At 64.6% G+C, this 23,744-nt stretch carries 24 protein-coding genes; 11 read left to right on the forward strand and 13 right to left on the reverse strand.

The features are described from left to right. Window positions 1–27: 27 nt before the first annotated feature. From F6S12_RS07885 to zapE, 4 genes are all read right to left on the reverse strand, one after another. Entirely contained in the window at window positions 28–1,341 is a 1,314-nt protein-coding gene (locus tag F6S12_RS07885; protein ID WP_210671977.1) for a leucine-rich repeat-containing protein kinase family protein, read from the reverse strand. Between the two features lie 89 nt (window positions 1,342–1,430). Then, entirely contained in the window at window positions 1,431–1,799 is a 369-nt protein-coding gene (locus F6S12_RS07890) for a hypothetical protein (protein ID WP_210671976.1), read from the reverse strand. After that, window positions 1,786–2,400 (reverse strand): hypothetical protein, encoded by a 615-nt coding sequence (locus F6S12_RS07895; protein ID WP_210671975.1) that lies wholly within the window; start codon window positions 2,398–2,400, stop codon window positions 1,786–1,788. The genes F6S12_RS07890 and F6S12_RS07895 overlap by 14 nt, the downstream gene beginning before the upstream one ends. Beyond that, window positions 2,397–3,527, reverse strand: a complete 1,131-nt coding sequence (gene zapE / locus F6S12_RS07900; RefSeq protein ID WP_315868823.1) for a cell division protein ZapE — start codon at window positions 3,525–3,527, stop codon at window positions 2,397–2,399. Before zapE ends, F6S12_RS07895 begins: the two co-directional genes overlap by 4 nt. A 240-nt stretch (window positions 3,528–3,767) precedes the next feature. Between zapE and F6S12_RS07905 the strand changes: the two genes are divergently transcribed. The 7 genes from F6S12_RS07905 to F6S12_RS07935 all read left to right on the forward strand — a co-directional run bounded on the left by F6S12_RS07905 (window position 3,768) and on the right by F6S12_RS07935 (window position 10,306). Further along, the gene (locus tag F6S12_RS07905; protein WP_015636329.1) at window positions 3,768–4,268 is read left to right on the forward strand and encodes a spore coat U domain-containing protein; all 501 of its coding nucleotides are present in this window, start codon (window positions 3,768–3,770) and stop codon (window positions 4,266–4,268) included. Window positions 4,269–4,370: 102 nt separating this feature from the next. Further along, window positions 4,371–4,907, forward strand: coding sequence for a spore coat U domain-containing protein (locus F6S12_RS07910; RefSeq protein WP_011062241.1), 537 nt, complete (start codon window positions 4,371–4,373; stop codon window positions 4,905–4,907). A gap of 20 nt (window positions 4,908–4,927) precedes the next feature. Beyond that, on the forward strand, window positions 4,928–5,464 hold the full coding sequence (locus F6S12_RS07915) for a spore coat U domain-containing protein (RefSeq protein WP_015636327.1): 537 nt from the start codon (window positions 4,928–4,930) through the stop codon (window positions 5,462–5,464). Between the two features lie 4 nt (window positions 5,465–5,468). After that, on the forward strand, window positions 5,469–5,969 hold the full coding sequence (locus F6S12_RS07920; RefSeq protein WP_015636326.1) for a spore coat U domain-containing protein: 501 nt from the start codon (window positions 5,469–5,471) through the stop codon (window positions 5,967–5,969). A 46-nt stretch (window positions 5,970–6,015) separates the two neighbouring features. Next, window positions 6,016–6,807: a molecular chaperone gene (locus tag F6S12_RS07925; RefSeq protein WP_015636325.1), complete on the forward strand. Its 792-nt coding sequence runs from the start codon at window positions 6,016–6,018 to the stop codon at window positions 6,805–6,807. A gap of 119 nt (window positions 6,808–6,926) precedes the next feature. After that, on the forward strand, window positions 6,927–9,284 hold the full coding sequence (locus F6S12_RS07930) for a fimbria/pilus outer membrane usher protein (RefSeq protein WP_315868824.1): 2,358 nt from the start codon (window positions 6,927–6,929) through the stop codon (window positions 9,282–9,284). Window positions 9,285–9,316: 32 nt separating this feature from the next. Then, window positions 9,317–10,306, forward strand: a complete 990-nt coding sequence (locus tag F6S12_RS07935) for a spore coat protein U domain-containing protein (RefSeq protein WP_011062236.1) — start codon at window positions 9,317–9,319, stop codon at window positions 10,304–10,306. 3 nt (window positions 10,307–10,309) lie between these two features. On the opposite strand, the gene F6S12_RS07940 is transcribed toward F6S12_RS07935, so the two are convergent. Together F6S12_RS07940 and F6S12_RS07945 are read right to left on the reverse strand one after the other, a co-directional pair. Further along, window positions 10,310–11,035 (reverse strand): anti-sigma factor family protein, encoded by a 726-nt coding sequence (locus F6S12_RS07940; RefSeq protein WP_019095137.1) that lies wholly within the window; start codon window positions 11,033–11,035, stop codon window positions 10,310–10,312. Then, a complete protein-coding gene (locus F6S12_RS07945) occupies window positions 11,032–11,538 on the reverse strand; it encodes an RNA polymerase sigma factor (protein ID WP_011062234.1) in 507 nt (168 codons plus the stop codon). The genes F6S12_RS07940 and F6S12_RS07945 overlap by 4 nt, the downstream gene beginning before the upstream one ends. A 167-nt stretch (window positions 11,539–11,705) precedes the next feature. Between F6S12_RS07945 and F6S12_RS07950 the strand changes: the two genes are divergently transcribed. Beyond that, window positions 11,706–12,791, forward strand: a complete 1,086-nt coding sequence (locus F6S12_RS07950; protein WP_315868825.1) for a catalase family peroxidase — start codon at window positions 11,706–11,708, stop codon at window positions 12,789–12,791. Next, window positions 12,788–13,327 (forward strand): cytochrome b, encoded by a 540-nt coding sequence (locus F6S12_RS07955; protein WP_123472766.1) that lies wholly within the window; start codon window positions 12,788–12,790, stop codon window positions 13,325–13,327. Before F6S12_RS07950 ends, F6S12_RS07955 begins: the two co-directional genes overlap by 4 nt. A gap of 21 nt (window positions 13,328–13,348) precedes the next feature. On the opposite strand, the gene F6S12_RS07960 is transcribed toward F6S12_RS07955, so the two are convergent. Further along, window positions 13,349–14,569, reverse strand: coding sequence for an MFS transporter (locus F6S12_RS07960; RefSeq protein ID WP_315868826.1), 1,221 nt, complete (start codon window positions 14,567–14,569; stop codon window positions 13,349–13,351). Between the two features lie 104 nt (window positions 14,570–14,673). Here F6S12_RS07960 and F6S12_RS07965 point away from each other — a divergent pair, with 104 nt between their 5' ends. Continuing rightward, entirely contained in the window at window positions 14,674–15,129 is a 456-nt protein-coding gene (locus F6S12_RS07965; protein ID WP_011062230.1) for a winged helix-turn-helix transcriptional regulator, read from the forward strand. 36 nt (window positions 15,130–15,165) lie between these two features. On the opposite strand, the gene F6S12_RS07970 is transcribed toward F6S12_RS07965, so the two are convergent. Beyond that, window positions 15,166–16,320, reverse strand: a complete 1,155-nt coding sequence (locus tag F6S12_RS07970; protein WP_011062229.1) for a M14-type cytosolic carboxypeptidase — start codon at window positions 16,318–16,320, stop codon at window positions 15,166–15,168. 489 nt (window positions 16,321–16,809) lie between these two features. Then, a complete protein-coding gene (locus F6S12_RS07975) occupies window positions 16,810–17,157 on the reverse strand; it encodes a DUF6124 family protein (protein WP_015636319.1) in 348 nt (115 codons plus the stop codon). 131 nt (window positions 17,158–17,288) lie between these two features. On the opposite strand from F6S12_RS07975, the gene F6S12_RS07980 reads away from it, so the two are divergent. After that, window positions 17,289–17,954, forward strand: a complete 666-nt coding sequence (locus tag F6S12_RS07980; protein WP_011062227.1) for a LexA family protein — start codon at window positions 17,289–17,291, stop codon at window positions 17,952–17,954. A 53-nt stretch (window positions 17,955–18,007) separates the two neighbouring features. Here F6S12_RS07980 and F6S12_RS07985 read toward each other — a convergent pair whose 3' ends face one another. Genes F6S12_RS07985 through F6S12_RS08000 form a run of 4 tightly spaced genes read right to left on the reverse strand, consistent with a single transcriptional unit; the run spans window position 18,008 to window position 23,569 of the window. Continuing rightward, window positions 18,008–19,954 carry an acetyl/propionyl/methylcrotonyl-CoA carboxylase subunit alpha gene (locus F6S12_RS07985; protein ID WP_065363225.1) on the reverse strand — a complete coding sequence of 649 codons (1,947 nt, stop codon included), beginning with the start codon at window positions 19,952–19,954 and terminating at the stop codon, window positions 18,008–18,010. After that, on the reverse strand, window positions 19,954–20,769 hold the full coding sequence (locus F6S12_RS07990; RefSeq protein WP_011062225.1) for a gamma-carboxygeranoyl-CoA hydratase: 816 nt from the start codon (window positions 20,767–20,769) through the stop codon (window positions 19,954–19,956). Before F6S12_RS07990 ends, F6S12_RS07985 begins: the two co-directional genes overlap by 1 nt. Before the next feature lie 17 nt (window positions 20,770–20,786). Continuing rightward, complete coding sequence (locus F6S12_RS07995) at window positions 20,787–22,394, reverse strand: carboxyl transferase domain-containing protein (RefSeq protein WP_015636317.1); 1,608 nt, start codon at window positions 22,392–22,394, stop codon at window positions 20,787–20,789. A gap of 11 nt (window positions 22,395–22,405) precedes the next feature. Further along, entirely contained in the window at window positions 22,406–23,569 is a 1,164-nt protein-coding gene (locus tag F6S12_RS08000) for an isovaleryl-CoA dehydrogenase (protein ID WP_015636316.1), read from the reverse strand. Between the last annotated feature and the right edge of the window lie 175 nt (window positions 23,570–23,744).

Consider the following 23,744-nt stretch of genomic DNA (forward strand, 5'->3'; position numbering starts at 1 on the left):
AGGAGCCGGCTGGCCGGCGAAGCTGTTTTAAAGCCCCGCCAATTCCTCGCAGACCTGGGTAAAGCCCGGTCGCGCCAGTACCTCCGGCTGGCAGCAGCGCTGCACCAGCGCCGCGAGTTTCTGCTGTTGCTCCAGGCTCAGCGAGCCATCCCCGCGCTCCAGCAATTCCTCCAGCAAGATACCGAAGGCCCGTACTTCCAGGCGTTGCAGCGCCCGGCTTTGCACGGTGTCGTCCTGGGCATGGAAGGACGCTGCGCCAAAATCCCCCAGCAGGCAGTCGCCCTGGGCGTTCCACAAGGTGTTGTGGCCATAGAGGTCGCCATGGGTGATGCCCTGGGCGTGCAGGTGCGCGCCCACCGAGGCAATGCCCCGGGCGATGCCCAGGGTTACGTCGGCGTTGAAGCGGGCGTCGTCCGGGTAGATGTCCCGGGAGCAGGAGTCCAGGCTCGGCAGCGCCGCGAGGTTGCGGTAGCTGGGGTCGATCAGTTGCATCACCAGGCCGTTCTGGCCCTGGGGGTGGTCGAGGATGCGGCCTTCGACGCGGATCAGGTTCGGGTGCAGCCCGGCGCTGATGCAGGCGTTCATTTCGTGCAGCGGCGAGCCGTCGCTGGTCATCTCGCCCTTGTACAGCTTGACCGCCACCGCCCGCGGCGGTTGCCCGGCGGGCTGCCATTGCGCCTGGTGAATCACCCCCGAGGCGCCTTCGCCCAGGCGCTGTTCCAGGGTCAGTTCGCTCCAGGGGATGGTCGGCGTGGATTCCAGGGCCGTGGCATCGGCTTCCGACTCCAGCGGGTTGCCGGCATAGGCCAGCCAGGTCAGGCGCGGCAGGGCGAGGAGGAAGGGCGGCAGCTCGGTCAGGCGGTTGGCGGCAATCCGCAGCAGCTCCAGGCGTTGGCACTGGCCCAGGCTCTGGGGCAGGGCGGTCAGGCGGTTGCCGGCCAGCATGAGCTTTTGCAACAGCGGGCGCTTGCCCAGCTCTTCGGGCAGTTCACTGATGCAGTTGTCGGTGAGGATCAGCCAGCGCAGCTGCGGTGGCAGGGCGGCGGCCGGCACCCGCTCGATGCGGTTGGCCTTGAAGCCGATCATGCTCAGTTGCAGGCATTGGCCGAGGCAGGCCGGTACTTCACTGAACCGGTTGTCCGAGCAGAACAGGATGCGCAGGCGAGTGAGTCGGTGCAGGTCCTCGGGCAGGCTGCTCAGGGCGTTGCCACTGAGGTTGAGGATCTCCAGGGAGTCGGCCAGATCGAAGATTTCCCGGGGGAACTCAGTCAGCCCGCAGGACAGGTCCAGGCGCTTGATGCCGGCCAGTTGGCCAGCCCGCAGTTGGGCAAGGGTATCCATGAACAGCGTCAACACTCGAAAGAAGAAAAAGGCGGGCAGAATAAAGCAGTTCGGCGGTTTTTGCTGCCTGAGCGGCCATGGGATGGGGGCTATTGGGTTTCCAGCAGCCTGAAGGCCAACGCGCCCGCTCCTTGAACGTAGTCGGCAATCAGGGTCAGGTCGGTCTTGCGGCCTTTGGACCACAGCTGGCAGGCCACTCTCATGGTCGATGGCTCGGTGCCCAGCGGGTAAAGGTCCAGGGCGACTCGGCCGCTGCGGTCTGGTTGGAATGCCCGGTCATAGGGCACGAGGGTCAGGTCCCCGGCCTGTTCTCCCGAGCTGTCCAGCTCTTCGAGGATTTCTGCATAAATGGCCGGGCTCACGCCAACTGCCGCCAATGCCGTCGGCTGGGCATGTTCAATGGCGCGCAAAAGTGCCTCTGCCAGTCGGTAAATCTCTTTGCGATCAGATGCTTGCATCTTGCAGTGCTCCAGCCAGCCGGCGAAATGCCGCGGGGTGCCTGGAGTTCCCGGCTTCAGCCAGCATCGACTCCAGGCTGTGGTGCTCCAGGGTATTTTTTACCGATCCGGTGGCGGCTCTGCCCAGCGGGCTTTCCAGGTCGAAGTCGCTCTCCAGGGTTGCAAGCAGGTAGGCGCCCTGGCGGCTCCATTGGTTGAAACGCATGACGTGCCGGTCATCCAGAATCACCGCGCCTTCCTGCTTGTCCTCCGAGAAATGGAACGCCAACTGCGAAGGGGGCAGGTTTTGCTGGGCCGCAAGGCGTTTCCTGTACTTGAGCACCGACGTCAGGCGGGCCCCGGGGGCCAGGTTGAAGCCACTGCCGACCCGTTGCCGGTCAAGGAAGTAGCACTTGAACAGCACCTCCAGGGTTCGCTGGTGGTAGCGCGTCGTGCAGCGTTTTTCATACTGGTGAAAGTCCTGGGGCTCGCCGACCCGCTCATAGCCTTTGGCCGCCAGTTCGGCTGCCGAGAAACTCTCCAGGCCAAATAGCCGGGAGTGCTTGAGGGTTGAATCTTGCAGGTGCAGGCACACCAGCTCGCAAAAGCTGATCGAACTCATGTGGCTATTCGCTCAAGCGGGTGCTCGGGGCCGATTTCCTGCAATTGCCCGAGGCGGCTGCGGGTGCGGGCCAGGTCGATGGCGTGGCCGCCCAGGCTTTCGGCCAGCGGGCGCTGGCCGATCAGCAGCAGGCGCTTGTCCTGGTCGTAGAGCACGTCGATCAGGTTGATGAAGCGCTGCTGGGCGGCGATCGAGCACTCCGCCAGTGGCGGCAGTTCATCGATGATCCAGGTGTCGAACTGGCGGCTCAGTTCCAGGTAGTCCATGACTGCCGTGGGCTGCTGGCACAGGTCGTTGAATTCGAAGCGGATGCTGCGCTGCTGGCGCTGGCGGGTGGTCAGCTGGCGGCTGCCGACCTGCAGCAGCGTTGCCGGGGCGTGGCGTTCGGGCAGCGTGAGCGCCTGGCGCTGGGCCGCGGTGCCGGGCCAGAGATACTGCCCCCGGGTAAAGGCCTGTTGCTCGTGGGTTTGCGCGTGGGTCCGGTAATCCTCGGCACCGCCGACTTCCATGACCTGCATGCGCGCGTTGATCAGTTCGATCACCGGTTTGAAGCGGGCATGGTACAGCGGGTTGGGCAGCAGGCCTTCGGGGGCGTAGTTGGAGGTCACCAGCAGCACGATGCCGCGCTTGAACAGGGCCTTGAACAGCCGGGTGATGAGCATGGCGTCGCCGATGTCGTGGACATGGAACTCATCGAAACACAGTACCCGGCACTGGCGGAGCAGCTCATCCAGGGTGGTTTCCAGGGCATCGGCCTGCTGCTGGTGGCGAAACATGCCCTGGTGCAGTTGGGCGAAGAAGTCATGGAAATGCAGGCGCTGTTTCTCGGCGATGGGCAGGGCGCGGAAGAAGCCGTCCAGCAGCCAGCTCTTGCCCCGCCCCACGGCGCCATACAGGTACAGGCTCGGCGCCTGCGGGGTGGCCTGCTCCAGGGCGTCGGCCAGTTGCCCCATGCGCTCGATCACCTGCAACTGGCCATGGCTCAGGGTGTAGCCCAGGTCCAGGGCCTTATGGCGAAAGTAGTCATGGATCAGCGCGCCAGCGGCGCTCGGGCGGCGGGTGGGCCTGGCGAACAGGCGACGCCAGGGAGATCGAGTCTGTGCAGGTTTTGGCGGTAAAGCGGCCAATGTTGATTACCCCGATGGTTCCAGGCCGCTCACCTTAAGAGCGGCGTGCCAATTTAACCAATAGAAAATGCCCCGGCCAGTCATCTCGAAAAGGCATGGCTGCAGCCGTCCCGGCGCAGCGCTCATGCCGTGAGCAATTAATACGCTAACTGGCGGTTTCCCCGCGGGTTGCTAACCTGACTTCAGCGAATGCTCCTCATAAGGATTGAGGCCTTGAATGGATATAAGGGTGTGGCAGTGATGAGCGCATTGCTCAGCGCGACAGCAGGGGCCGCGGACTTGCAGGTGCAGGTCCGGGTCGATGTGCTGCGTGGCTGCCAGTTGGTCGGCCAGCAGCGCGAAGCGGGGATCGAACAGCTCGGTACCCTGGACTTCGGCAGCACCGCGCGCCTGGACGACCCGGCCGGGCCCTTGTCGGCGGCACTGCCGGGCAGCCGCCAGCCGCGCCTGGAATGCAACCCCGATACCCCCTATCAGATGCGCATCGACGGCGGCCTGCACGGTGGTGTCGGCGAAGTGCGCTACCTGGCCAGCAACACCCGGGCCGGCAAACCCATTCCTTATCGCCTCTACCAGGACCCGGCCCGGCGGATTCCGCTGCCGGTGAATGTACCGGTCAGTGGCCGGGTGCCGGATTCCGGCACGGTGGACCTGCCCTTGTACGGGCGTATCGAACCTTTGGCCGAGATCCCCCGGGCCGGCGGTTATTCCGATGTATTGAAAGTGACCCTGACCTGGTAGGGCCGGGGCATGAATGCTGCCACGAGTAACGGGGCAGAGCAGGGAGGGCGGTTCATGGTGAACGGCCCATGTGGGAGTCCTGATGGAACTGGGATGGCTGCAATGAAAGGCAGGACCTGGACGATTGTCGCCCTGGGTTCGTTGTGCCTGTTGGCGGACGACGCCCAGGCGGCAATCAGCGGGCAGATCCAGGCACGCCTGGTGATTACCGCTGCCTGCCAGGTCAGCAGCGGCGGCGATCCATCTGCCAGCCCGATCGGCGACCCGGGCATGCTCAACTTCGGCCAGCAGGGCCCGACCTGGGTCGCGCCGATCAAGGCCAGCCTCACCAACAGCGCCGAGGGCCAGCTGCAGGTGGCCTGCAACTCCTCGGTCACCGGCTTCACCGTGACCATCAATGGCGGCCTCAACGGCGACGGCACGACCCGGCGCTTGAGCAATGGCCGCCAGACCATCCCCTATCGATTGTTCGTCGATGCATCCGGTAGCGACAGCTACAGCATCGGCCAGCAGCGCAATTTCGCAGTGAGCAGCGGCAGACGGATTCCCATCCCGGTGTTCGGCTCTGTGGTCGCGAATACCCGCGCGGTTCCGGCAGGGCTCTACACCGACACCCTGACCATCACGCTGGATTGGTAAACCATGAGAGGACACACATCATGCACGCGCTTGTATCCAGAATCGGCTGGCCTCTGTTGGGGCTGGTCATGGCTTCAACGGCCAATGCCGCCACCACGGTCACCGGGCAGATCAGCTCGACCCTGATCCTCACCAGCAGTTGCCAGGTCAACGGCGTCGGCGGCAGCACCGGGCTGAACTTCGGTGCCCTGAACTTCGGCACCACCAACAGCCTGTTCACCACGGCCACCGGCCAGGTGCTGGGCGGCGGTGGCGGCGCGCTGTCGATCCTCTGCTCCACCGGCACCACGCCGACCCTGACCATCCAGGGCGGCGCCAATGACGGCAAGTCCACCGGTGGCACCCGGGCCCTGTTCGACGGGGTGGCCAACTATGTGCCCTATGACCTGTACACCGACTCCGGGCATTCGCAGATCGTCGCGATCAACGGCGTGATCAACCTGGCGCCAAGCACCGGGGTGGCGCAAACCGTGAACCTCTATGGCCAGGCGGTGGGCAAGGCGGGGCTACCGGCCGGCACCTACACCGATACGGTGTCCGTGCAACTGACCTTCTGATGCCATGGCCAGCCACGCTTGTGCGCTGCTGCTCCTGGCCTGCGCGAGTGCCTGGCCGGGGTGGATCGCTGCGGCCACCAGCCAGAGCTTCCAGGTCAGCGCCACCATCACCGCCGGGTGCCTGGTGGTGGGGGGCGTCAGCAACTACGGCAGCCTGGCCTTCGGCAGCCAGTCGGCGCTGTCCACCAGCACGGTCAGAGTGGCGCTCACCGGGGGCGTGCAGTTGCAGTGCACGCCGGGGGTGACCCTGAACATGACGGTGGACGGAGGCCAGTACAACAGCAGCGGCCGGCACATGCAGCTCAATAGCGGCAGTGCGCGGGTGGCCTATCAGTTGTTTCGCGATGCGGGCTACAGCCAGAGCCTGGGGATAGGCCAGAGCGTGGCCGTGGCCTACAGCGATGCCAATAACATCAGCCTGCCGATCTACGGGCAGGTGCAGTTGCCGGGCAATCAGCCTGGGGGGACGTACAGCGATGTGCTGCAGGTGCAGCTGTCGTGGTGATGGGGCGCATTCATAACCAGCCGGCAGGCGGACAAGGAGTAGCAGTATGCATTTACCTTTGCAGGGCATGCGGGGGACCGGTTATCTGATCCTGGCGGGGCTGTTGGCAGTTGTACCCAGGGTCCAGGCCGCCAGTTCGGTGCTGATCTGGCCGATCGACCCGGTACTGGAGGCCGATCAGCAGGCCAGCGCGCTGTGGCTGGAGAACCGCGGTACCGAGACCGCCAACCTGCAGATCCGGGTGTTTGCCTGGAGCCAGAGCGGCTTTGCCGACCAGTACCAGAACCAGCGCGATGTCATCGGCAGCCCGCCGGTGGCGAAGATCGAGCCGGGGCAGAAGCAACTGGTACGCCTGACCCGCACCCGCGAGGTGCCACCGGGGCAGGAGCTGGCGTACCGGATCATCATCGACGAGATTCCCTCGGCCAAGCCCATCACCCCGGAAGGGGATGCCAAGAGTGCGGCAGCGATCCGCTTCCAGATGCGCTACTCGGTGCCTTTGTTCGCCTATGGCGCCGGGCTGTGGAGCAAGGAAGACACCTCCCGTCCACGCGATCCCAAGGGGGCCGGCGTGCCGGACCTGAGCTGGCGCAAGGTGGCAGTGGACGGCAAGACGTTTTTCGAGCTGCGCAACCAGGGCGCGGTGCACGCCCGCCTGACCGATGTGGCCTTCAAGCAGGGCGGGCAGGCCCGGCCCGTGGCGCCTGGGCTGCTGGGCTATGTGTTGCCCGGGGCGGTGATGCGCTGGCCGGTGCCGGAAACCCTGGCGGCCGAGTCGACCCTGCAACTGCGGGTCAATGGAGCACCGCAGGTACAGGACCTGGCGCCTACGCACTGAGCCTCGGGCGCAACGCGGCCGCCAGTCGGACGGCCGGTGGGGAGAGGTACGGACGGATGTGAGCGCGGTGGCGCATCCGCCCCGGGATGGAGATGTCCATAGATGGACTTGAGCCCGCAATGAGCCAGGACCCGGCTCGGCGTTTTCGCAGGTGGCAAGGGCTGGTGACCGGCCTGTGTAGCCTGATGCTGGCCGCAGGGGTGCCGGCGGGCGAACTGCCGCCGCCGCCCAGCAGCCTGGAGTCGATGGCCGATGCACAGCTGTTTCTGGAACTGGTGATCAATCAGATGAACACAGGGAAGGTGGTGGCGGTGGAGCAGCGCTCCGGCCGGCTGTTTCTGCCGGCGCAGACCCTGCGTGAAACCGGGATCAAGCTGCCCGAGGGGCTGGGCGCCGAGGTCGACCTGGACAGCCTGCCGGGCCTGCACAGCGACTACGACAGCCAGGGCCAGCGGCTGCTGCTGGACGTACCGCCCGACTGGCTGCCGGAGCAATTCATCGGCAGCCGCCAGGCCTACCCACGGACCCCGGCCCTGAGCAGCTTCGGCGGGTTGCTCAACTACGACCTGTACCTCAACGACACCGATGACGGCGGCACCTACCTGGCGGCCTGGAACGAGGTGCGGCTGTTCGACTCCTGGGGCACGCTGTCCAACACCGGGCAGTACCGCCAGACCCTGTCGGGGGTGGGGAACAACTCCCTGAACAACGGTTACCGACGCTATGACACCACCTGGCGTTTTTCCGACGATGAACGCCTGCTGACCTACGAGGCCGGTGACCTGATCAGTGGCGCCTTGCCCTGGAGCAACTCGGTGCGCCTGGGCGGGGTGCAACTGTCCCGGGATTTCTCGGTGCGTCCGGACCTGGTGACCTATCCCTTGCCGCAGTTCGCCGGGGAAGCAGCGGTGCCGTCCTCGGTGGACCTGTTCATCAACGGCTACAAATCCAGCAGCGCCGACCTGCAGCCCGGCCCCTACACCCTGACCAACATTCCCTTCATCAACGGCGCCGGCGAAGCGGTGGTGGTCACCACCGATGCCCTTGGCCGGCAGGTGTCCACCACGGTGCCGTTCTACGTCACCAGCACCTTGCTGCAAAAGGGCCTGACGGACTTCTCGGTGGCCGCGGGCACCTTGCGCCGGGACTACACCCTGCGCGACTTCGGCTATGGCCCGGGGGTGACTTCCAGCAGCCTGCGCTACGGCCTGAGCGACAGCCTGACCCTGGAAGGCCATGCCGAAGCCTCGGACTCCCTGACCCTGGGCGGGGTCGGCGGCAACCTGCGGCTGGGGCAGTTCGGGGTGATCAATACCGCCGTCAGCCAGAGCCGTTTCGACGGCGACGGCGGCCAGCAGTTGAGCCTTGGCTATCAGTACAGCAGCCAGCGCTACAGCGTCGCCTACCAGCGGGTGCAGCGGCGTGATCAGTACGCCGACCTGACGGTGGTCGACAGCCCCTACACCAGCCTCAGCCAGCGTAGCGAGCAACTGACCCTGAGCCTCAACCTGGAGCGCTTCGGCAGCCTGGGCGCCGGTTACTTCGACGTGCGCGCCGCCGACTCGACCCGTACCCGGCTGTTGAACCTGACCTGGAGCAAGCCGTTGTGGCACAGCAGCAGCTTCTACCTGTCGGCCAACCGCGAGATCGGCGACAGCCACTGGGCCATGCAGGCACAACTGGTGATCCCCTTCGACCTGCACGGCAGCCTGAGCCTGAGCAACGAGCGCAGCAAGACCGGGGAAAACCGCCAGCGGGTCAACTTCAGCCGCTCGGTGCCGATCGAAGGCGGGGTTGGCTACAACCTTGGCTACGCCACCGGCAGTGGCGCCGACTATCGCCAGGCCGATGTGACCTGGCGCCTGCAGTCGGTGCGCCTGCAGGCCGGGGTCTATGGCACCAGCGATGCCGAGACCCGCTGGGCCGATGCCAGCGGTTCACTGGTGTGGATGGACCGCCAGGTGTTCGCCGCCAACCAGATCGACGACGCCTTCGTGGTGGTCAGTACCGACGGCTACAAGGACATCCCGGTGCGCTATGAAAACCAGCTGGTGGGCCAGACCGACAAGAACGGCCATCTGCTGGTGCCCTGGAGCAGCGCCTATTACCGCGGCAAGTACGAGATCGATCCGCTGAACCTGCCGGCCAACGTGCAGAGCCCGAATGTCGAGCAGCGGGTGGCGGTGCGGCGTGGCAGCGGCTACCTGCTGGAGTTTCCGCTGACCCGGATCATTGCCGCCAGCGTGGTGCTGGTGGACGCCCAGCAGCGCGAGCTGCCCCTGGGCAGCAACGTCACTCATGAGCAGAGCGGGGCGCGGACGGTGGTCGGCTGGGATGGGCTGGTCTATCTGGAAAACCTCGCGCCCCAAAACACCCTGCACGTGGAACTGGCCGACGGCAAGACCTGCCGGGCGCAGTTCGACATCGACATGCAACAGCAGCAGGTGCCGTTGATCGGCCCGCTGGTCTGTCAGTAACGGCGGTATCACCGGATCAAGGAGCGTGGCGTGTGAATGCGGGCAAGGGATGGCGACAGGCAATACTGGGGCTGCTGGCGAGCGTGCTGTCGTGCACGGCCCAGGCACTGTGCACAACGGTCCCGACCGCGCCGGCAGGCTTCGGTACCGTCAGCTCGATCCTGGTGCGCACCACCTCGCAGCCGGCCTCCACCACCAATGCCGGGCTGAGCTGTACCGGCTCGCTGCTGAGCATTCTGGCCAGCAACGATCATTTCTACGCCACCATCACCTCCACCACCAGCGGCATGGTGGGACCTACCGGCGACGTCATCAGCTACACCCTGTACGCCAACAACAGCACCAGCTATCCGATCACCCGCGGGGTGCAGTTCGACTTCGCCCGCAATTCCATCATCGACCTGCTGGGCCTGCTGGGCAGCCCGACCGTGGCCAAGACGGTGCCCATCTACCTGGGTACGCTCACCGGCAGCAACGTTGCGGCGGGGGTCTATACCGAGAACCTGAGCATTCTCTGGAGCTGGAACTATTGCTCCGGAATCGGCGCCCTGGGGATCTGTCTGGGCAGGGATGTCGGCAGCGGTACCCAGAGCCTGACCGTGAACATGACGGTGTCCAACGATTGCGTGATCACTGCGCCGAACATCAGTTTCGGCAGCGCGCCGGTGATCAGCGCCTTCGCGACGGTGACCGGGCAGACCATCAACCTGGCCTGCACCAAGGGCAGTGCCTACACCGTGGGCCTGAGCGACGGCCAGCACCCGGTGAGTGCGGGGGGGCGCAGGCAGATGATTTCCGGCAGCAACTACCTGGCCTACGACATCTTCAAGAGTGCCGGTAGCACCCGCTGGGGCAGTGTCGGCAGTGCCCGGCGCTCCAGCACCGATGCCGAGGTGAACCCCGGCAACGGCCTGGGCACCGGCAGCCAGATCTTCAACTACAACGCCAGGATCTACACCGACCAGAGCACCCCGCCGGCCGGCACCTATATCGACAACGTGGTGCTGGACGTGGGCTTCTGAGGGCTACAGGGGAATTTCCGCCGGGCCGACCATGGCGTAGTTGTAGCCCTGGCCGGACCAGTACTGCGCCTGCAACGGGCCCTCGCGGCGGCTGCCCGGGGGTAGCAGTTTGTTCTGCGGCCCTGGCGGGCGGATGTAGAAGCTGACCTTGCGCCCCTCGCGATCCTCGTACAGCACCATGGCCGCCGGGCCTTGCTCGGTGCTCAGCAGGCGTCCGCTGACGGCCCTGAACCCGGCCCCCTGCAGATCCGGCAATGGGCTGGCCTGGGTGAAGTAACGGTCCAGCCAGGCCTGCATGCTCTGATTGCCCTGTACCTTGAAGTCCGCGGGGAGCATGCCCTGCTCGGCAAACAGACGATAGGCCTGCAGGGCGTCGGTCATGGGCAGCACGCTGCTGCCGGCCAGGGTCAGTTCCCGCGCCTGCCAGCCGCTCAGGCCGCCCACGCCCACCGCCACCAGGAGCACCGCGGCACTGGCCAGGCGGCGCAGGCTACGTTGCTTCAGGCGCGCGCGGATCTGCACAGGGTCCAGCGCCGGGTTGGCCGGCTGCAGCAGGGCACCACCCAGGGCCGCCCGCAGGTGCTGGGCGTCCTGCTGCCAGGCCTGGACCCGGGCCGCCACCTGCGGGTGGCTGGCCAGGTAGTGTTCCAGCAACCGGCGGTCCTGCTCACTGAGTTGGTGGTCGACATAAGCGTGCAAGTCGCTGTCGCTGGGGGGCAGGCTGATCATTTGAGTATCCGTAGAGAAGGGCTGCTGATTTCGCCGTCGCTGAGTTGGCGCAGGGCCTGGCGGGCCCGGGACAGGCGCGACATCACGGTGCCGGTGGGCACCTGGAGAATCTCGGCGATCTCCTTGTAGCTCAAGCCTTCCACCGACACCCAGAGCAGCAGGGCGCGCTGTTCGGCATTCAGGCGGTCGAAGGCTTCCAGGGTCGATTGCGCCATCACCGTGCGCTCCACCGAGGGCTGGCTGTCGTCACGGCCGGTGAAGAACTCCAGCATCCGCGCGTAGCGTCGGGAACGCCGGTGGGCATCGAGGAACTGCCGGTAGAGGATGGCGAACAGCCAGGCCCGCAGGTCGCCTTCGGGGCGTTTCTCGGTCCATCCGGCGAGGGCGCGTTCCAGGCAGGCCTGCACCAGATCGTCGGCGCTGCTGGGCTGGCGCGTCAGGGACAGGGCAAAGCGGCGCAGCCTTGGAATCAGCGGGCGTAGCTGTTGGTCGAGATCGTTCATGAAATCCTGCGGATGCTGGGCCAGTCACTAGGCTTGAGGCTAGGAAGACGCGCCGCACAGCAGGTTATTCCAGCCGCAGGAAAATAAATACCGGTCGTGGAATAACCCTGGGCGAGCTGCGTCTGACAGGTCCTTGCCCTCATGGCTATGCGTATTGGAGATGTCCCATGGTTGATCCTTCATCAAAGCCCGACCGCCCACCCCTGGGGCCCGTCAGCCTGACCCTGCGCCTGGGGGCAATCGCCCTGGTGGTGGCCGTCGCTGCGGCGGCTCTGGCCTATGTGCATGGCAGCCTCGATCCCGGTCGCCTGACCCCCAAAGCCCTGGTGGATGTGCTGGAAACCAACAATGGCGTGCACCCGGGGTATCGCCGCAATCACGCCAAAGGGGTGTGCGTCATCGGCTACTTCGAAAGCAGCGGCGAGGCCCGGGCCTACTCCACGGCGCAGGTGTTCAATGAGGCACGCACGCCGGTGGTGGGGCGCTTTGCCCTGCCCAGTGGCAATCCCTATGCGCCGGACAGCAGCGTGCCGATCCGCAGCCTGGCGCTGCGTTTCCTCCAGGCCAACGGCCAGCAGTGGCGGACCGGGATGAACAGCATGCCGGTGTTCCCGGTGGGCACTCCCGAAGCCTTCTATCAGTTGCAACAGGCCGGCTCCCCTGATCCGGCCACGGGCAAGCCGGACCCGAGCAAAGTGCCGGCATTCTTCGCCAGCCATCCCGAGGCGGCGCCGTTTTTGCAATGGGTCAAGGACGCCAAACCTTCGGCCAGCTATGCCAGTGAAAGCTACAACGGGATCAATGCCTTCTACCTGGTGGATGGCAGCGGCAAGCGCCAGGCAGTGCGCTGGGGGGTAGTGCCCGAGACCCGGGATGGGCCTGATGCAGGCAGTGCCCCGCAAGGCGCCGACTACCTGGAGCAGGACCTGGCTCGGCGCCTGGCCCAAGGGCCGCTGCGCTGGCGCTTGCAGATCACCCTGGCGGCGCCCGGCGACCCCACGGATGACGCCAGCAAGGCCTGGCCGGCGCAGCGGCCGGTAATCAACGCCGGGACCCTGGTGCTGCAAAGCACCCAGGCGCAGAACAGCGGCGAGTGTCGGGACATCAATTACGATCCGCTGATCCTCCCCAGCGGCATCCAGGCGTCCGACGACCCCCTGCTGGCAGCGCGCTCTGCGGCCTACGCCAGTTCCTACCTGCGTCGCACCAGCGAAGTCAGCCAATTGCCCGGCGCCCAGGAGCCACGTCCATGAATAGCCAACCTCGACATTTCGCTCCCCTGGCGCGCCTGCTGCACTGGCTGATGGCGTTGCTGATCATCGCCATGCTGTTCATCGGCGCCGGCATGGTGGCCTCGGTTTCCGCGCGTCATGAATGGCTGATCCACCTGCACAAGCCCCTGGGGATCGCCATCTTGCTGTTGGTGCTGGTGCGCCTATGGGTGCGTTTCTACACCCGACAACCGCCGTTGCCGGCAGACCTGCCGGGTTGGCAGGTGCTGGTGGCCAAGGCCTCCCATGTGCTGCTGTACGCCTTGATGCTGAGCCTGCCGCTGCTGGGCTGGGGCATGATCTCGGCGGCCGGCGACCCGGTGATGCTCGGCAGTTCGCTGCAACTGCCGGCGATCCTGCCGGCCAATGCCCAGCTGTTTGCGGTGTTGCGCAAGGCCCATGGTTATCTGGCGTACCTGCTGTTTTTCACCGTGCTGCTGCATCTGGCCGCGGCGCTGTTCCATGGTTGGGTGCGTCGCGATGGCGTGCTGCAGAGCATGTTGCGCGGCCGCGGTTGATTGAACCCGGCGGCGCCGGGCTCAAGTGGCGCAACCCACCCTGGCCGCGGCTTTGCCCGGGGCCAGGCTCCACAGCCAGTAGATCAGCGCCACGCCGTTGATCCCGGCCCCCAGCAGGCAGACCCCGGCCCAGCCGGCCCAGGCATAGGTGGCGGTGGCGGCGATGGAGCCTGCGGCGCTGCCCAGGGAATAGAACAGCATGTAGCCGGCGGCCAGTCGGCTCTGCGCCTCGGGGCGCACGCTGTAGATCAGGCTCTGGCTGGTGACGTGCACGGCCTGCAGGCCCAGGTCGAAGCTGATTACCCCGAACAGCAGGGCCCACAGGGACGATTGAGTGAAGGCAATGGGCAGCCAGGACAGCAGCATCAGGCCCAGTGCCAGGCCGCTGGTCCACTGCGCCAGGCCGCGGTCGGCCAGGTGCCCGGCCCGTGCCGCGCCCAGGGCGCCTGCCGCGCCGGCGAGGCCGAACAGGCCGATCTCGGTGTGGGACAAGGACAGTGGCGGGGCACTCAATGGCAACACCAATGGCGTCCACAGCACGGTGCCGGCGGCGAAGATCAGCATCGCCAGCACCGCCCGGTCCCGCAGCACTTTTTCCTCCCTGAACAGTTGCAGCAGCGAACCGAGCAATTGCCCGTAACCCTGGGTGGCCTTGGGTTGCTCGCGGGTAGGCAGGGTTTTCCACAGGGCCAGGGCCACCAGCAGGGTCAGCCCGGCGGACAACAGATAGACCGAACGCCAGCCCGCCAGGTCGGCCATGGTCCCGGCCACGGTACGGGCCAGCAGGATGCCTACCACCACGCCGCTGGTGACCATGCCCACGGTTCGGCCGCGTTGCTCTGCTGGGGCCAGGTTGGCGGCGTAGGCCACCAGTACCTGGGTTACCACCGCCAGCAGGCCGATGCAGGCCATGCCCAGCAGCAGCCAGGCGCTGCTCGGGGCCAGGGCCACGGTGAGCAGGGCCAGCACCGAGAGCAGGGTCTGGGTCACGATCAGCCGTCGCCGGTTGTACAGGTCCCCCAGGGGCACCAGCAACAGCAGGCCCAGGCCATAGCCGACCTGGGTCAGGGTGATGACGATGCCCACGGTGGCCGGCGCCAGGTCGAAGGTATGAGCCATGGCATCCAGCAGTGGCTGGGCGTAGTAGACGTTACCCACCGCCAGACCGCAGGCGATGGCGAATAGCAGCACCACTTTGGTGGAAAGAGCAGGCGAGGCATGAGGGGAAGAATTGGCTGACATGTTGGGCTCCGGGTTTTGGTTTTATAATGAAACCAGTTGTACGGTAAAGATCGTGGTTTTATATTGCAACCACTTTCCTTTGGCCTGATCGGAGAATGCCCTACATGGTCAAGCGCACCAGCCTGCAAGATGCCGAGTGCCCGGTTGCCCGCTCACTGGACGCCATTGGCGACTGGTGGTCGCTGCTGATCGTGCGGGATGCCTTTGACGGAATCCGCCGTTTTGGCGAGTTCCAGCGCAACCTCGGCATGGCCAAGAACATCCTGGCCACACGCCTGCGGACCCTGGTGGAACATGGGGTGTTCGAGGTTGTCCCGGCGTCCGATGGCAGTGCCTACCAGGAGTACGTGCTGACGGAAAAGGGCAGGGGGCTGTTTCCCCTGATCATCGGCTTGCGCCAATGGGGCGAAGCGTTTTTCTACCAGGAAGGGGAAGCGCATTCACGGATGGTCGACCGGCAGACCGGGCAGCCGTTGCGCGCGCTGGAACTGCGCTCGGCGGACGGGCGCTTGCTGGGGCCGGAGGATTGCCGGCGGGTGCCGGTCGGGGAGGGTGACTGAGGGCTGCGCAACGGGGGGCGCAGCCCTCAGTCGGGTTCAGCGCAGGTGATCCACCAGGTCGGCCAGGGTGCTCAGCACATCCTTGCCCAGTTGCATGGAGCGTTTGCCCGACCAGCCGGTGAGCGGGTTGGGGTTGTCATCGTGGTCCTTGAAGGGCATTTCCAGGGTCAGGGCCAGGCAGTCGTACTTTTCCCCGACGGCATTGCAAGCCAGGGCCATGTTGGCCTGGCCGGGTTTGTCCCGGGTGTAGCCATGGGTGGTCTGGAAGTCCCGGGTCTGGCGTTTCAGGTGGCTGCGGAAATGCTCCTCGAGCTTCTCCAGTCGCGGGGTATAGCCCGGGTTGCCTTCGCAGCCGGCGGTGAACACGTGGGGAATCTCTTCATCGCCGTGCACATCGAGAAACAGGTCGACGCCGTATTGTTCCATCTGCTGCTGGACGAACAGCACTTCCGGGCTGAGTTCCTGGCTGGCGGTCTGCCAGGCACGGTTCAGGTCCTGGCCCTGGGCGTTGGTGCGCAAGTGGCCGTGGAATGCGCCGTCGGGGTTCATGTTCGGCACCAGGTACAGGTCGGCCTTGGCCAGTAGCGCGTTGAGCTCCGCATCATCGTGACGGAACAGGCGCTCGATCACGCCCTCCATGAACCATTCGGCCATGTGCTCACCGGGATGCTGCTGGGCGATGATCCAGATCTTGCGTTGGCCTGGCGCGCCGCTGCCTTTGCGCAGCAACTGGATGTCCCGGCCTTCGACGCTTTTACCCACGGCCAGCAACTCGGTGCCGGCCTTGGTCAGGGCCTGGTCGATCAGCCAGTCGTGGCGGCCACGGCTGTAGGGTTCGAAGTAGGCGAACCAGGCATGGGTCTGGGTGGCTTCCAGGTTGAAGCGCAAGGCGTCGCCTTCGAAGATCGTCGGTACGCGAAACCAGTTCACATGGTCGTAGGAGGCCACTGCCTGGTAGCCGGTCCAGGCTTTGTTGTAGGAGGACTGGCTGGCGTTGGTCAGGCGAAACCAGTGTTCCTGGCCGACATGCAGGCCGCTGACCTTGAAATGAAACCACTGGAAGTGCGGGCTGCGGGTATCCGGGCGGATGGCCAGCAGTGCCTGCAACGGGTTGCTGATATCCAGTACGTCGATGTTGCCACTGTCGAAATCAGCGCAAATATCAAAAGAAGTGTGATTGCCCACGGTCATAATCGATTCCTTATCAGGATTGTTATGAGCGCTACTCTACACAGAAGGGGGGGTAAAAGAAGGGGGGCGTCGTCCTTGACGCAGACGAAGCTTAGTGGCTATGCGATTGATTCTCAAGCGCTACTTTTTGATTTGCGAGGCTTTTACGACGGGCGTTTGCTTGCAAAAGGACATTCTTTTGCTATCATCGCCGCCATTATTTTTTGCGACACCTACAGTCTTCATTAGCCTGAAGCCAAGCCAGAAAAACTGGCAAAAAAAAAAGACCCGGCAAAAAGCCGGGTCAAAAACCGTGATTAGCCTGATGAGGAGATAATCCAAAGGTCCGACCTAAGGTCCTTTGGGCTATCGACTGATCTCGCGATCAGTTGCTTGCAATAATAATCATTATCATTTGCAAGTCAAATGTTTTTCCCCGCCTTCCGGAAAATATTTTTCCACTTCCGTTTTTTCCCGTCGCTGGCTTCACGTCCAGCCGTACGCAGGGCTTCAGTTCGACTCAACGCGCTGGCTTTCCAGTGATTTGTCCACCAGGGCCTTGGCCAGATCGATCATGTGCACCACTGAAAACGCCAGGTCGCGATTGGCTCCCCGCAGATTGTCCGCTGCATCGTAGGCGGTGGCCGCTGCACAGCGCAGCAGGTCGGAGGCGTGGATCATGGCTTCCTCGCTGCTCAGGCTGCGCCTGATTTCGAAGAACTTCTCTTCCTTGTCTGACTCGGTAATGGCCGGCTTCAAGTAATAGTCCATTGCGCGTCGGGCAGCCTGGCTGTCCTTGAGTGAGCTTAATGTGGTCTCTGTATCGAGTTCCGGCACGTCCTTGCTGCTTGTGTTCATGAAGTGTTCTGCCCTGTCTGAGAAAGGAAATAGGGGTAGGCCGATGTTAATACACATTGTAATTGTGACGGGATTTCAAATACTACAAGTTGTGTGTTGAGGCTGGAAATACACAACGTATTGTTCGGCCCATGGACAAATGGATCGAGTTGGTCAAAGCCAACATGAAAGGCCGCAAGGTCACACAGGAAAAGCTCGCCGAGCGCCTGGGCATGTCTCAAGGGGGTATCGGTCACTGGTTGAGCAAGCGCCGCCAACCGAAGATCGAAGACATGAACCGGGTGCTGGAAGAGATCGGCATGGGCTTTCTCGAAGTGGCCCTGGTGGTCCGCGAGAAACCCTTGCTAGGAGACGATGGCGAGCCCCTGGCAGACGGGCCTGCGCTGCTCAACAAGTACAACCCGTACTTCCGTTACCCGGTGAGCGATTGGCGGGTGGCCGGCGAGGTTCGCGAAGACGGGCAGCCTGCCTACGTGCCGGAGCGCTACGAGCTTTCCGACTATCAGGCCCGGGGCGCGGCATTCTGGCTGGTGGTGGTCGGCGACGCGATGATCGCTCCCAGCGGTCTGAGCATCAGCCAGGACATGCTGATCCTGGTGGATCCGGCGATTGGCGCCGAACCCGGGAAGTTGGTGGTTGTACAGTGTCCTGGTAGTGACGAGGCGATCTTCCGCAAGTTGGTGCAAGAGGGTGGTTTGCGTTACCTGGTTCCGCTCAATCCTACTTATCCGAAGATGCTCTACAGCGACAAGTGCCGGATTATTGGTGTAGTCGTACAAGCTACTGCGAAGTTTTAACTTTCCCTAGAAGCCCCTTCCTGCAAACAGGAAGGGGCTTTCTTACTTGGGAGTTATTCCAACTCCACCAATGCACTGCCTTCGCTGACCATTTCGCCTTCCTGGCAATACAGCGCCTTGATGACCCCGGCCTGGGGGGCACGAATGCTGTGTTCCATCTTCATGGCTTCCAGCACTACCAGTTGTGCACCGGCCTCGACGCTTTGCCCCGGGCTGACCAATATCCGAACGATGCTGCCATTCATCGGCGCAGTCAGCCCGCCTTGCTGGCTATGGCTGGCTTCGGCCGCGGCAATCGGGTCATAGGCGCTGACGGCATGTGTGTCGCCCTGCCAGTTCAGGTACAGGGTGTCGCCGCGGCGGATGGCCCGGTGCTCGCGGCGCAGTCCCTGTTGCTCTGTCCATAGGTGCTCGCCCTGCAGCTCAAAGGCCGCAGTGCGAGCGCCAAGGCTGATGGCCTGATCCTGGCCGGCGCAGCTCAGGTGCAGGCTGGTTTGCGCTGGCAGGCCGTTGCGCCAGCCGTTGATGGCGGACCATGGCGAGTCGGGATCATCGCTTCGTGTGCGTGGCGGCTGGCTCTGGCTGAAGGCGTGGGCGGCCGCTTGCCAGAAGTCTGCACTCAGCTCGCCTGCGGCTGGCAGCAACTGCTCCTGATAGCGAGGGATAAAGCCGGTATCCAGCTGCGCTTCGGCAAAGGCCGGGTGGGCAATGATGCGCCGCAGAAACGCCAGGTTGGTCTTCAGGCCACCGATGACGAACTCGTCCAGCATGCTCAGCAACCGCAGGCGCGCCTGCTCGCGGTCTTCGCCCCAGGCAATGAGCTTGCCCAGCATCGGGTCGTAGAAGGGCGAAACGCTGTCGCCTTCCTCGACACCGCTGTCCACCCGCCGACCGGGGCCTGCAACCGATTCGCGGTACAGCTCCAGGCGCCCGGTGGCCGGAAGAAAGTCGTTGGCCGGGTCTTCGGCATACAGCCGTACTTCGATCGCATGCCCGCGCAGTGGCACCTGCTCCTGGCTGATGGGCAGGGTTTCGCCGCGGGCCACGCGGATCTGCCAGGCCACCAGGTCCAGACCGGTGATGGCCTCGGTGACCGGGTGTTCCACCTGCAATCGGGTGTTCATCTCCATGAAGAAGAATTCGCCACGGGCATCCAGGAGAAACTCCACGGTGCCCGCGCCCACGTAGCCAATGGCCTGGGCCGCGCGCACCGCGGCTTCGCCCATGGCCTTGCGCAGTTCGGGGCTGAGGCCCGGGGCCGGAGCTTCCTCGACCACTTTCTGGTGGCGGCGCTGGATCGAACAGTCGCGTTCGTTGAGGTACAGGCAGTTGCCGTGCTGGTCGGCAAACACCTGGATCTCCACGTGCCGTGGCTTGAGCAGGTACTTTTCCACCAGCATCCGCGAATCGCCGAAGGACGACTGGGCTTCGCGCTGGGCCGAGGCCAGGGCTTCGGCCAGTTGGCTGACGTCCTCGACGACTTTCATGCCCTTGCCGCCACCGCCCGCGGTGGCCTTGAGCAGCACCGGGTAGCCGATGCGTTCGGCGGCATTGCGGAAGGTTTCCAGGTCCTGGGCTTCACCGTGGTAACCCGGAACCAGGGGCACCCCGGCGGTTTCCATCAGCGCCTTGGCTGCCGACTTGCTGCCCATGGCGTCGATGGCCGCGGCAGGCGGGCCGAGGAAAATCAGCCCGGCGGCTTCGATGGCTCGGGCAAAACCGGCGTTCTCCGAGAGAAACCCATACCCGGGATGGATGGCCTGGGCGCCGCTGGCCCGGGCGGCGGCAATCAGCTTGTCGATCTGCAGGTAGCTGTCGGCAGCCTTGCTGCCGCCCAGGTCCACGCGGATATCCGCTTCACGGCTGTGCCGGGCGTCGCGGTCGGTAGCGCTGTGCACGGCCACGGTGGTCAGGCCCAGGGCCTTGGCGGTGCGCATCACCCGGCAGGCGATCTCGCCGCGGTTGGCCACCAGCAGGGTGTCTAGAACAGGGGCGCTCATCAACGGGACTCCTTGGACGTGGTCTCGGACTGCCAGCTGGGCGGGCGTTTTTCCAGGAATGCCCGCAGGCCTTCCTGGCCTTCGGCGCTGACCCGGATGCGGGCGATGGCGTTTTCGCAATAGCGACGCAGGGCGGTGGTCAACGCGCCGTTGCCCACTTCCCGCAGCAGGTCCTTGCTGGCGCGCATCGCCTGGGGACTGTTGAGCAGCAGATTGTCGACCCACTGCTGGACCTGTTGATCCAGCTCTGCGGCGGGATAGCTTTCTGCCAGGAGACCGATTTCCCGCGCCCGCTGGCCGCCAAAGCGTTCGGCGGTGAGGGCATAGCGGCGGGCGGCGCGTTCGCCGATGGCCTGGACCACGAACGGGCTGATGACCGCTGGTGCCAGGCCGATGCGCACTTCGGAGAGGCAGAATTGCGCCTCGTCACTGCCGATGGCCATGTCGCAGCAACTGATCAGGCCCAGGGCCCCGCCAAAGGCCGCGCCTTGCACCACCGCCAGGGTCGGGATCTTCAGCTTGGCCAGGTTGTACATCAGCTCCGCCAGTTCCCGGGCGTCGTCGAGGTTGGTGTGGTAGTCGAGCTCGGCCGATTGCTGCATCCAGGCCAGGTCGGCGCCGGCGCTGAAATGCCGGCCGCGCCCGCGCAGCAGCAGGAAGCGCAGGCTCGGGTCGCCCTGCACCTGATCCAGGGCGAGGATCAGTTCACGGATCATTTCGGCGTTGAAGGCGTTGTTCTTGTCTTCGCGGCTGAGCCACAGGGTGGCGAAGCCTCGAGGGTCACGCAGCAGTTCCAGGGTATTGAAGTCGCTCATGTTCTTCTCGCGCAGGATTACATGCGGAACACGCCGAAGCGGCTCTGTTCGATGGGGGCGTTGAGGGCCGCAGACAGGGCCAGGGCCAGTACGTCACGGGTTTGCGCCGGGTCGATGACGCCGTCATCCCAGAGCCGTGCGCTGGAGTAGTAGGGGTGCCCCTGATGCTCGTACTGGTCGAGGATCGGCTGCTTGATCTGGGCTTCCTGGGCGGCGTCGAAGCTTTGCCCGCCGCGCTCGGCCTGTTCGCGCTTGACCTGCACCAGGACTCCGGCGGCCTGCTCGGCCCCCATCACGCCGATGCGCGCGTTGGGCCACATCCACAGGAAGCGCGGGTCATAGGCCCGGCCGCACATGCCGTAGTTGCCGGCACCGAAACTGCCGCCGATGATCACCGTGAACTTCGGTACCTGGGCGCAGGCCACTGCGGTCACCAGCTTGGCGCCGTGCTTGGCGATGCCGCCAGCCTCATATTTCTGCCCCACCATGAAACCGGTGATGTTCTGCAGGAACAGCAGCGGAATCCCGCGCTGGCAGGCCAGTTCGATGAAGTGCGCGCCTTTTTGCGCGGCTTCGGCGAAGAGGATGCCGTTGTTGGCGAGGATGGCCACCGGGTAGCCGTGCAGGTGGGCGAAGCCGCAGACCAGGGTGGTGCCGAACAGGGCCTTGAACTCATCGAATACCGAACCGTCCACCAGCCGGGCGATGACTTCACGTACATCGAACGGCTGCTTGGGATCGGCCGGGACCACGCCATAGAGTTCGTCGCGGGCATACAGCGGAGCGATCGGCGTGCGTTGTTGCAATTGGCCCTGTTTATGCCAGTTGAGGTTGGCCACGCTGCGCCGGGCCAGGGCCAGGGCGTGTTCGTCGCTCTCGGCATAGTGGTCGGCGACCCCGGAAATCTTGCAATGCACATCGGCGCCGCCCAGGTCCTCGGCACTTACCACTTCGCCGGTAGCGGCTTTCACCAGGGGCGGGCCGGCGAGAAAGATAGTGGCTTGTTCACGGACCATGATGGCTTCGTCGGCCATGGCCGGAACATAGGCACCCCCGGCGGTGCAGGAGCCCATCACCACGGCGATCTGCGGGATGCCCTGAGCGCTCATGTTGGCCTGGTTGAAGAAGATCCGCCCGAAGTGCTCGCGGTCCGGGAACACTTCATCCTGGCGCGGCAGGTTGGCGCCGCCGGAGTCCACCAGGTAGATGCACGGCAGGCGGTTCTGCTGGGCGATGGTCTGCGCCCGCAGGTGCTTTTTCACCGTCAGCGGGTAATAGGAACCGCCTTTCACCGTGGCGTCGTTGGCCACGATCATGCATTCGACGCCTTCCACCCGGCCGATACCGGCAATCACGCCTGCGGCGGGTACGTCTTCGCCGTAGACCTCATAGGCGGCCAGGGCGCTGATTTCCAGGAACGGCGAGCCGGGGTCGAGCAGGCGGTTGATGCGCTCGCGGGGCAGCAGCTTGCCCCGCGAAGTGTGGCGCTCCTGGGCCTTGGCGCCGCCGCCTTGCTGGACCTGGGCGAGCAGGCTGTGCAAGGCGTCGACCTGGGCCAGCATCGCCTCGCTGTTGGCCACGAACTCCGCTGAGCGCGGGTTGAGCTGGGTATGCAAGATAGCCATGGACAGCTCCGTTAGCGGGTTTCGTTGAACAGTTCGCGACCGATCAGCATGCGGCGGATCTCGCTGGTGCCGGCGCCGATCTCGTAGAGCTTGGCGTCGCGCAGCAGGCGGCCGGCGGGGAATTCATTGATGTAGCCGTTGCCGCCGAGGATCTGGATTGCGTCGAGGGCCATCTGGGTCGCGCGCTCGGCGCTGTAGAGGATCACTCCGGCGGCATCCTTGCGGGTGGTTTCGCCGCGCTCGCAGGCTTGGGCCACCGCATACAGGTAGGCGCGGCTGGCGTTGAGCTGGGTGTACATGTCGGCGATCTTGCCCTGGATCAGCTGGAATTCGCCGATGCTCTGGCCGAACTGCTTGCGGTCGTGGATGTAGGGCACCACCAGGTCCATGCAGGCCTGCATGATCCCGGTGGGGCCGCCGGAGAGCACCACGCGCTCGTAGTCGAGGCCGCTCATCAGCACTTTGACGCCACCATTGAGCACGCCGAGGATGTTTTCCTCCGGCACTTCCACGTCATCGAAGAACAGCTCGCAGGTGTTGGAGCCGCGCATGCCCAGCTTGTCGAACTTGTTGCTGCGGCTGAAGCCTTTCCAGTCGCGCTCGACGATGAAGGCGGTGATGCCGTGGGGGCCTTTCTCCAGGTCGGTCTTGGCGTAGATCACGTAGGTGTTGGCATCGGGGCCGTTGGTGATCCAGGTCTTGCTGCCATTGAGCACGAAATGGTCGCCGCGTTTGTCGGCCCGCAGCTTCATCGACACCACGTCGGAGCCGGCATTGGGTTCGCTCATGGCCAGGGCGCCGATGTGTTCGCCGCTGATCAGCTTGGGCAGGTATTTGCTCTTCTGTTCGTGGTTGCCGTTGCGGTTGATCTGGTTCACGCAGAGGTTGGAGTGCGCGCCGTAGGACAGCGCCACCGAGGCCGAGCCGCGGCTGATCTCCTCCATGGCGACCACATGCGCCAAGTAACCCAGGCCGGCGCCACCGTATTCTTCCGCCACGGTGATGCCCAAGAGGCCCATGTCGCCGAATTTGCGCCACATGTCGGCGGGGAACAGGTTGTCGACATCGATCTGCGCTGCCCGGGGTGCCAGCTCCGCCTTGACGAAGGCCTGGACCTGTTGGCGCAGCATGTCGATGGTTTCACCGAGGGCGAAGTTCAGGGTCGGGTAACTCATGGCGGGGCACCTTCAAACTTGTTTTTATTGAGGGAATAGGATGTCGAGAGCGGCGCGGCCTGGCTCTCACCTTTACGTTAACGTAAACCTGCGACCGGTGGCTGTCAATCGCCCTTTACGTAAACGTCAACTTGCGCCAGAGTAGCGAGGCTTTCGATTGGAGCCAGGCTGTTTT

Source organism: Pseudomonas sp. JV245A (genome assembly GCF_032424515.1).
Taxonomy (GTDB): domain Bacteria; phylum Pseudomonadota; class Gammaproteobacteria; order Pseudomonadales; family Pseudomonadaceae; genus Aquipseudomonas; species Aquipseudomonas protegens.

Coding starts and splice junctions, on each gene's coding strand:
- F6S12_RS07885 (WP_210671977.1), bottom strand. CDS start 1,341: ATGGATACCCTTGCCCAACTGCGGGCTGGCCAACTGGCCGGCATCAAG.
- F6S12_RS07890 (WP_210671976.1), bottom strand. CDS start 1,799: ATGCAAGCATCTGATCGCAAAGAGATTTACCGACTGGCAGAGGCACTT.
- F6S12_RS07910 (WP_011062241.1), top strand. CDS start 4,371: ATGAAAGGCAGGACCTGGACGATTGTCGCCCTGGGTTCGTTGTGCCTG.
- F6S12_RS07905 (WP_015636329.1), top strand. CDS start 3,768: ATGAGCGCATTGCTCAGCGCGACAGCAGGGGCCGCGGACTTGCAGGTG.
- F6S12_RS07970 (WP_011062229.1), bottom strand. CDS start 16,320: ATGACCGTGGGCAATCACACTTCTTTTGATATTTGCGCTGATTTCGAC.
- F6S12_RS07950 (WP_315868825.1), top strand. CDS start 11,706: ATGGTTGATCCTTCATCAAAGCCCGACCGCCCACCCCTGGGGCCCGTC.
- F6S12_RS07915 (WP_015636327.1), top strand. CDS start 4,928: ATGCACGCGCTTGTATCCAGAATCGGCTGGCCTCTGTTGGGGCTGGTC.
- F6S12_RS07895 (WP_210671975.1), bottom strand. CDS start 2,400: ATGAGTTCGATCAGCTTTTGCGAGCTGGTGTGCCTGCACCTGCAAGAT.
- F6S12_RS07975 (WP_015636319.1), bottom strand. CDS start 17,157: ATGAACACAAGCAGCAAGGACGTGCCGGAACTCGATACAGAGACCACA.
- F6S12_RS07955 (WP_123472766.1), top strand. CDS start 12,788: ATGAATAGCCAACCTCGACATTTCGCTCCCCTGGCGCGCCTGCTGCAC.
- F6S12_RS07945 (WP_011062234.1), bottom strand. CDS start 11,538: ATGAACGATCTCGACCAACAGCTACGCCCGCTGATTCCAAGGCTGCGC.
- F6S12_RS07930 (WP_315868824.1), top strand. CDS start 6,927: ATGAGCCAGGACCCGGCTCGGCGTTTTCGCAGGTGGCAAGGGCTGGTG.
- F6S12_RS07995 (WP_015636317.1), bottom strand. CDS start 22,394: ATGGCTATCTTGCATACCCAGCTCAACCCGCGCTCAGCGGAGTTCGTG.
- F6S12_RS07980 (WP_011062227.1), top strand. CDS start 17,289: ATGGACAAATGGATCGAGTTGGTCAAAGCCAACATGAAAGGCCGCAAG.
- F6S12_RS07990 (WP_011062225.1), bottom strand. CDS start 20,769: ATGAGCGACTTCAATACCCTGGAACTGCTGCGTGACCCTCGAGGCTTC.
- F6S12_RS07960 (WP_315868826.1), bottom strand. CDS start 14,569: ATGTCAGCCAATTCTTCCCCTCATGCCTCGCCTGCTCTTTCCACCAAA.
- F6S12_RS07920 (WP_015636326.1), top strand. CDS start 5,469: ATGGCCAGCCACGCTTGTGCGCTGCTGCTCCTGGCCTGCGCGAGTGCC.
- F6S12_RS08000 (WP_015636316.1), bottom strand. CDS start 23,569: ATGAGTTACCCGACCCTGAACTTCGCCCTCGGTGAAACCATCGACATG.
- F6S12_RS07940 (WP_019095137.1), bottom strand. CDS start 11,035: ATGATCAGCCTGCCCCCCAGCGACAGCGACTTGCACGCTTATGTCGAC.
- F6S12_RS07965 (WP_011062230.1), top strand. CDS start 14,674: ATGGTCAAGCGCACCAGCCTGCAAGATGCCGAGTGCCCGGTTGCCCGC.
- F6S12_RS07925 (WP_015636325.1), top strand. CDS start 6,016: ATGCATTTACCTTTGCAGGGCATGCGGGGGACCGGTTATCTGATCCTG.
- F6S12_RS07985 (WP_065363225.1), bottom strand. CDS start 19,954: ATGAGCGCCCCTGTTCTAGACACCCTGCTGGTGGCCAACCGCGGCGAG.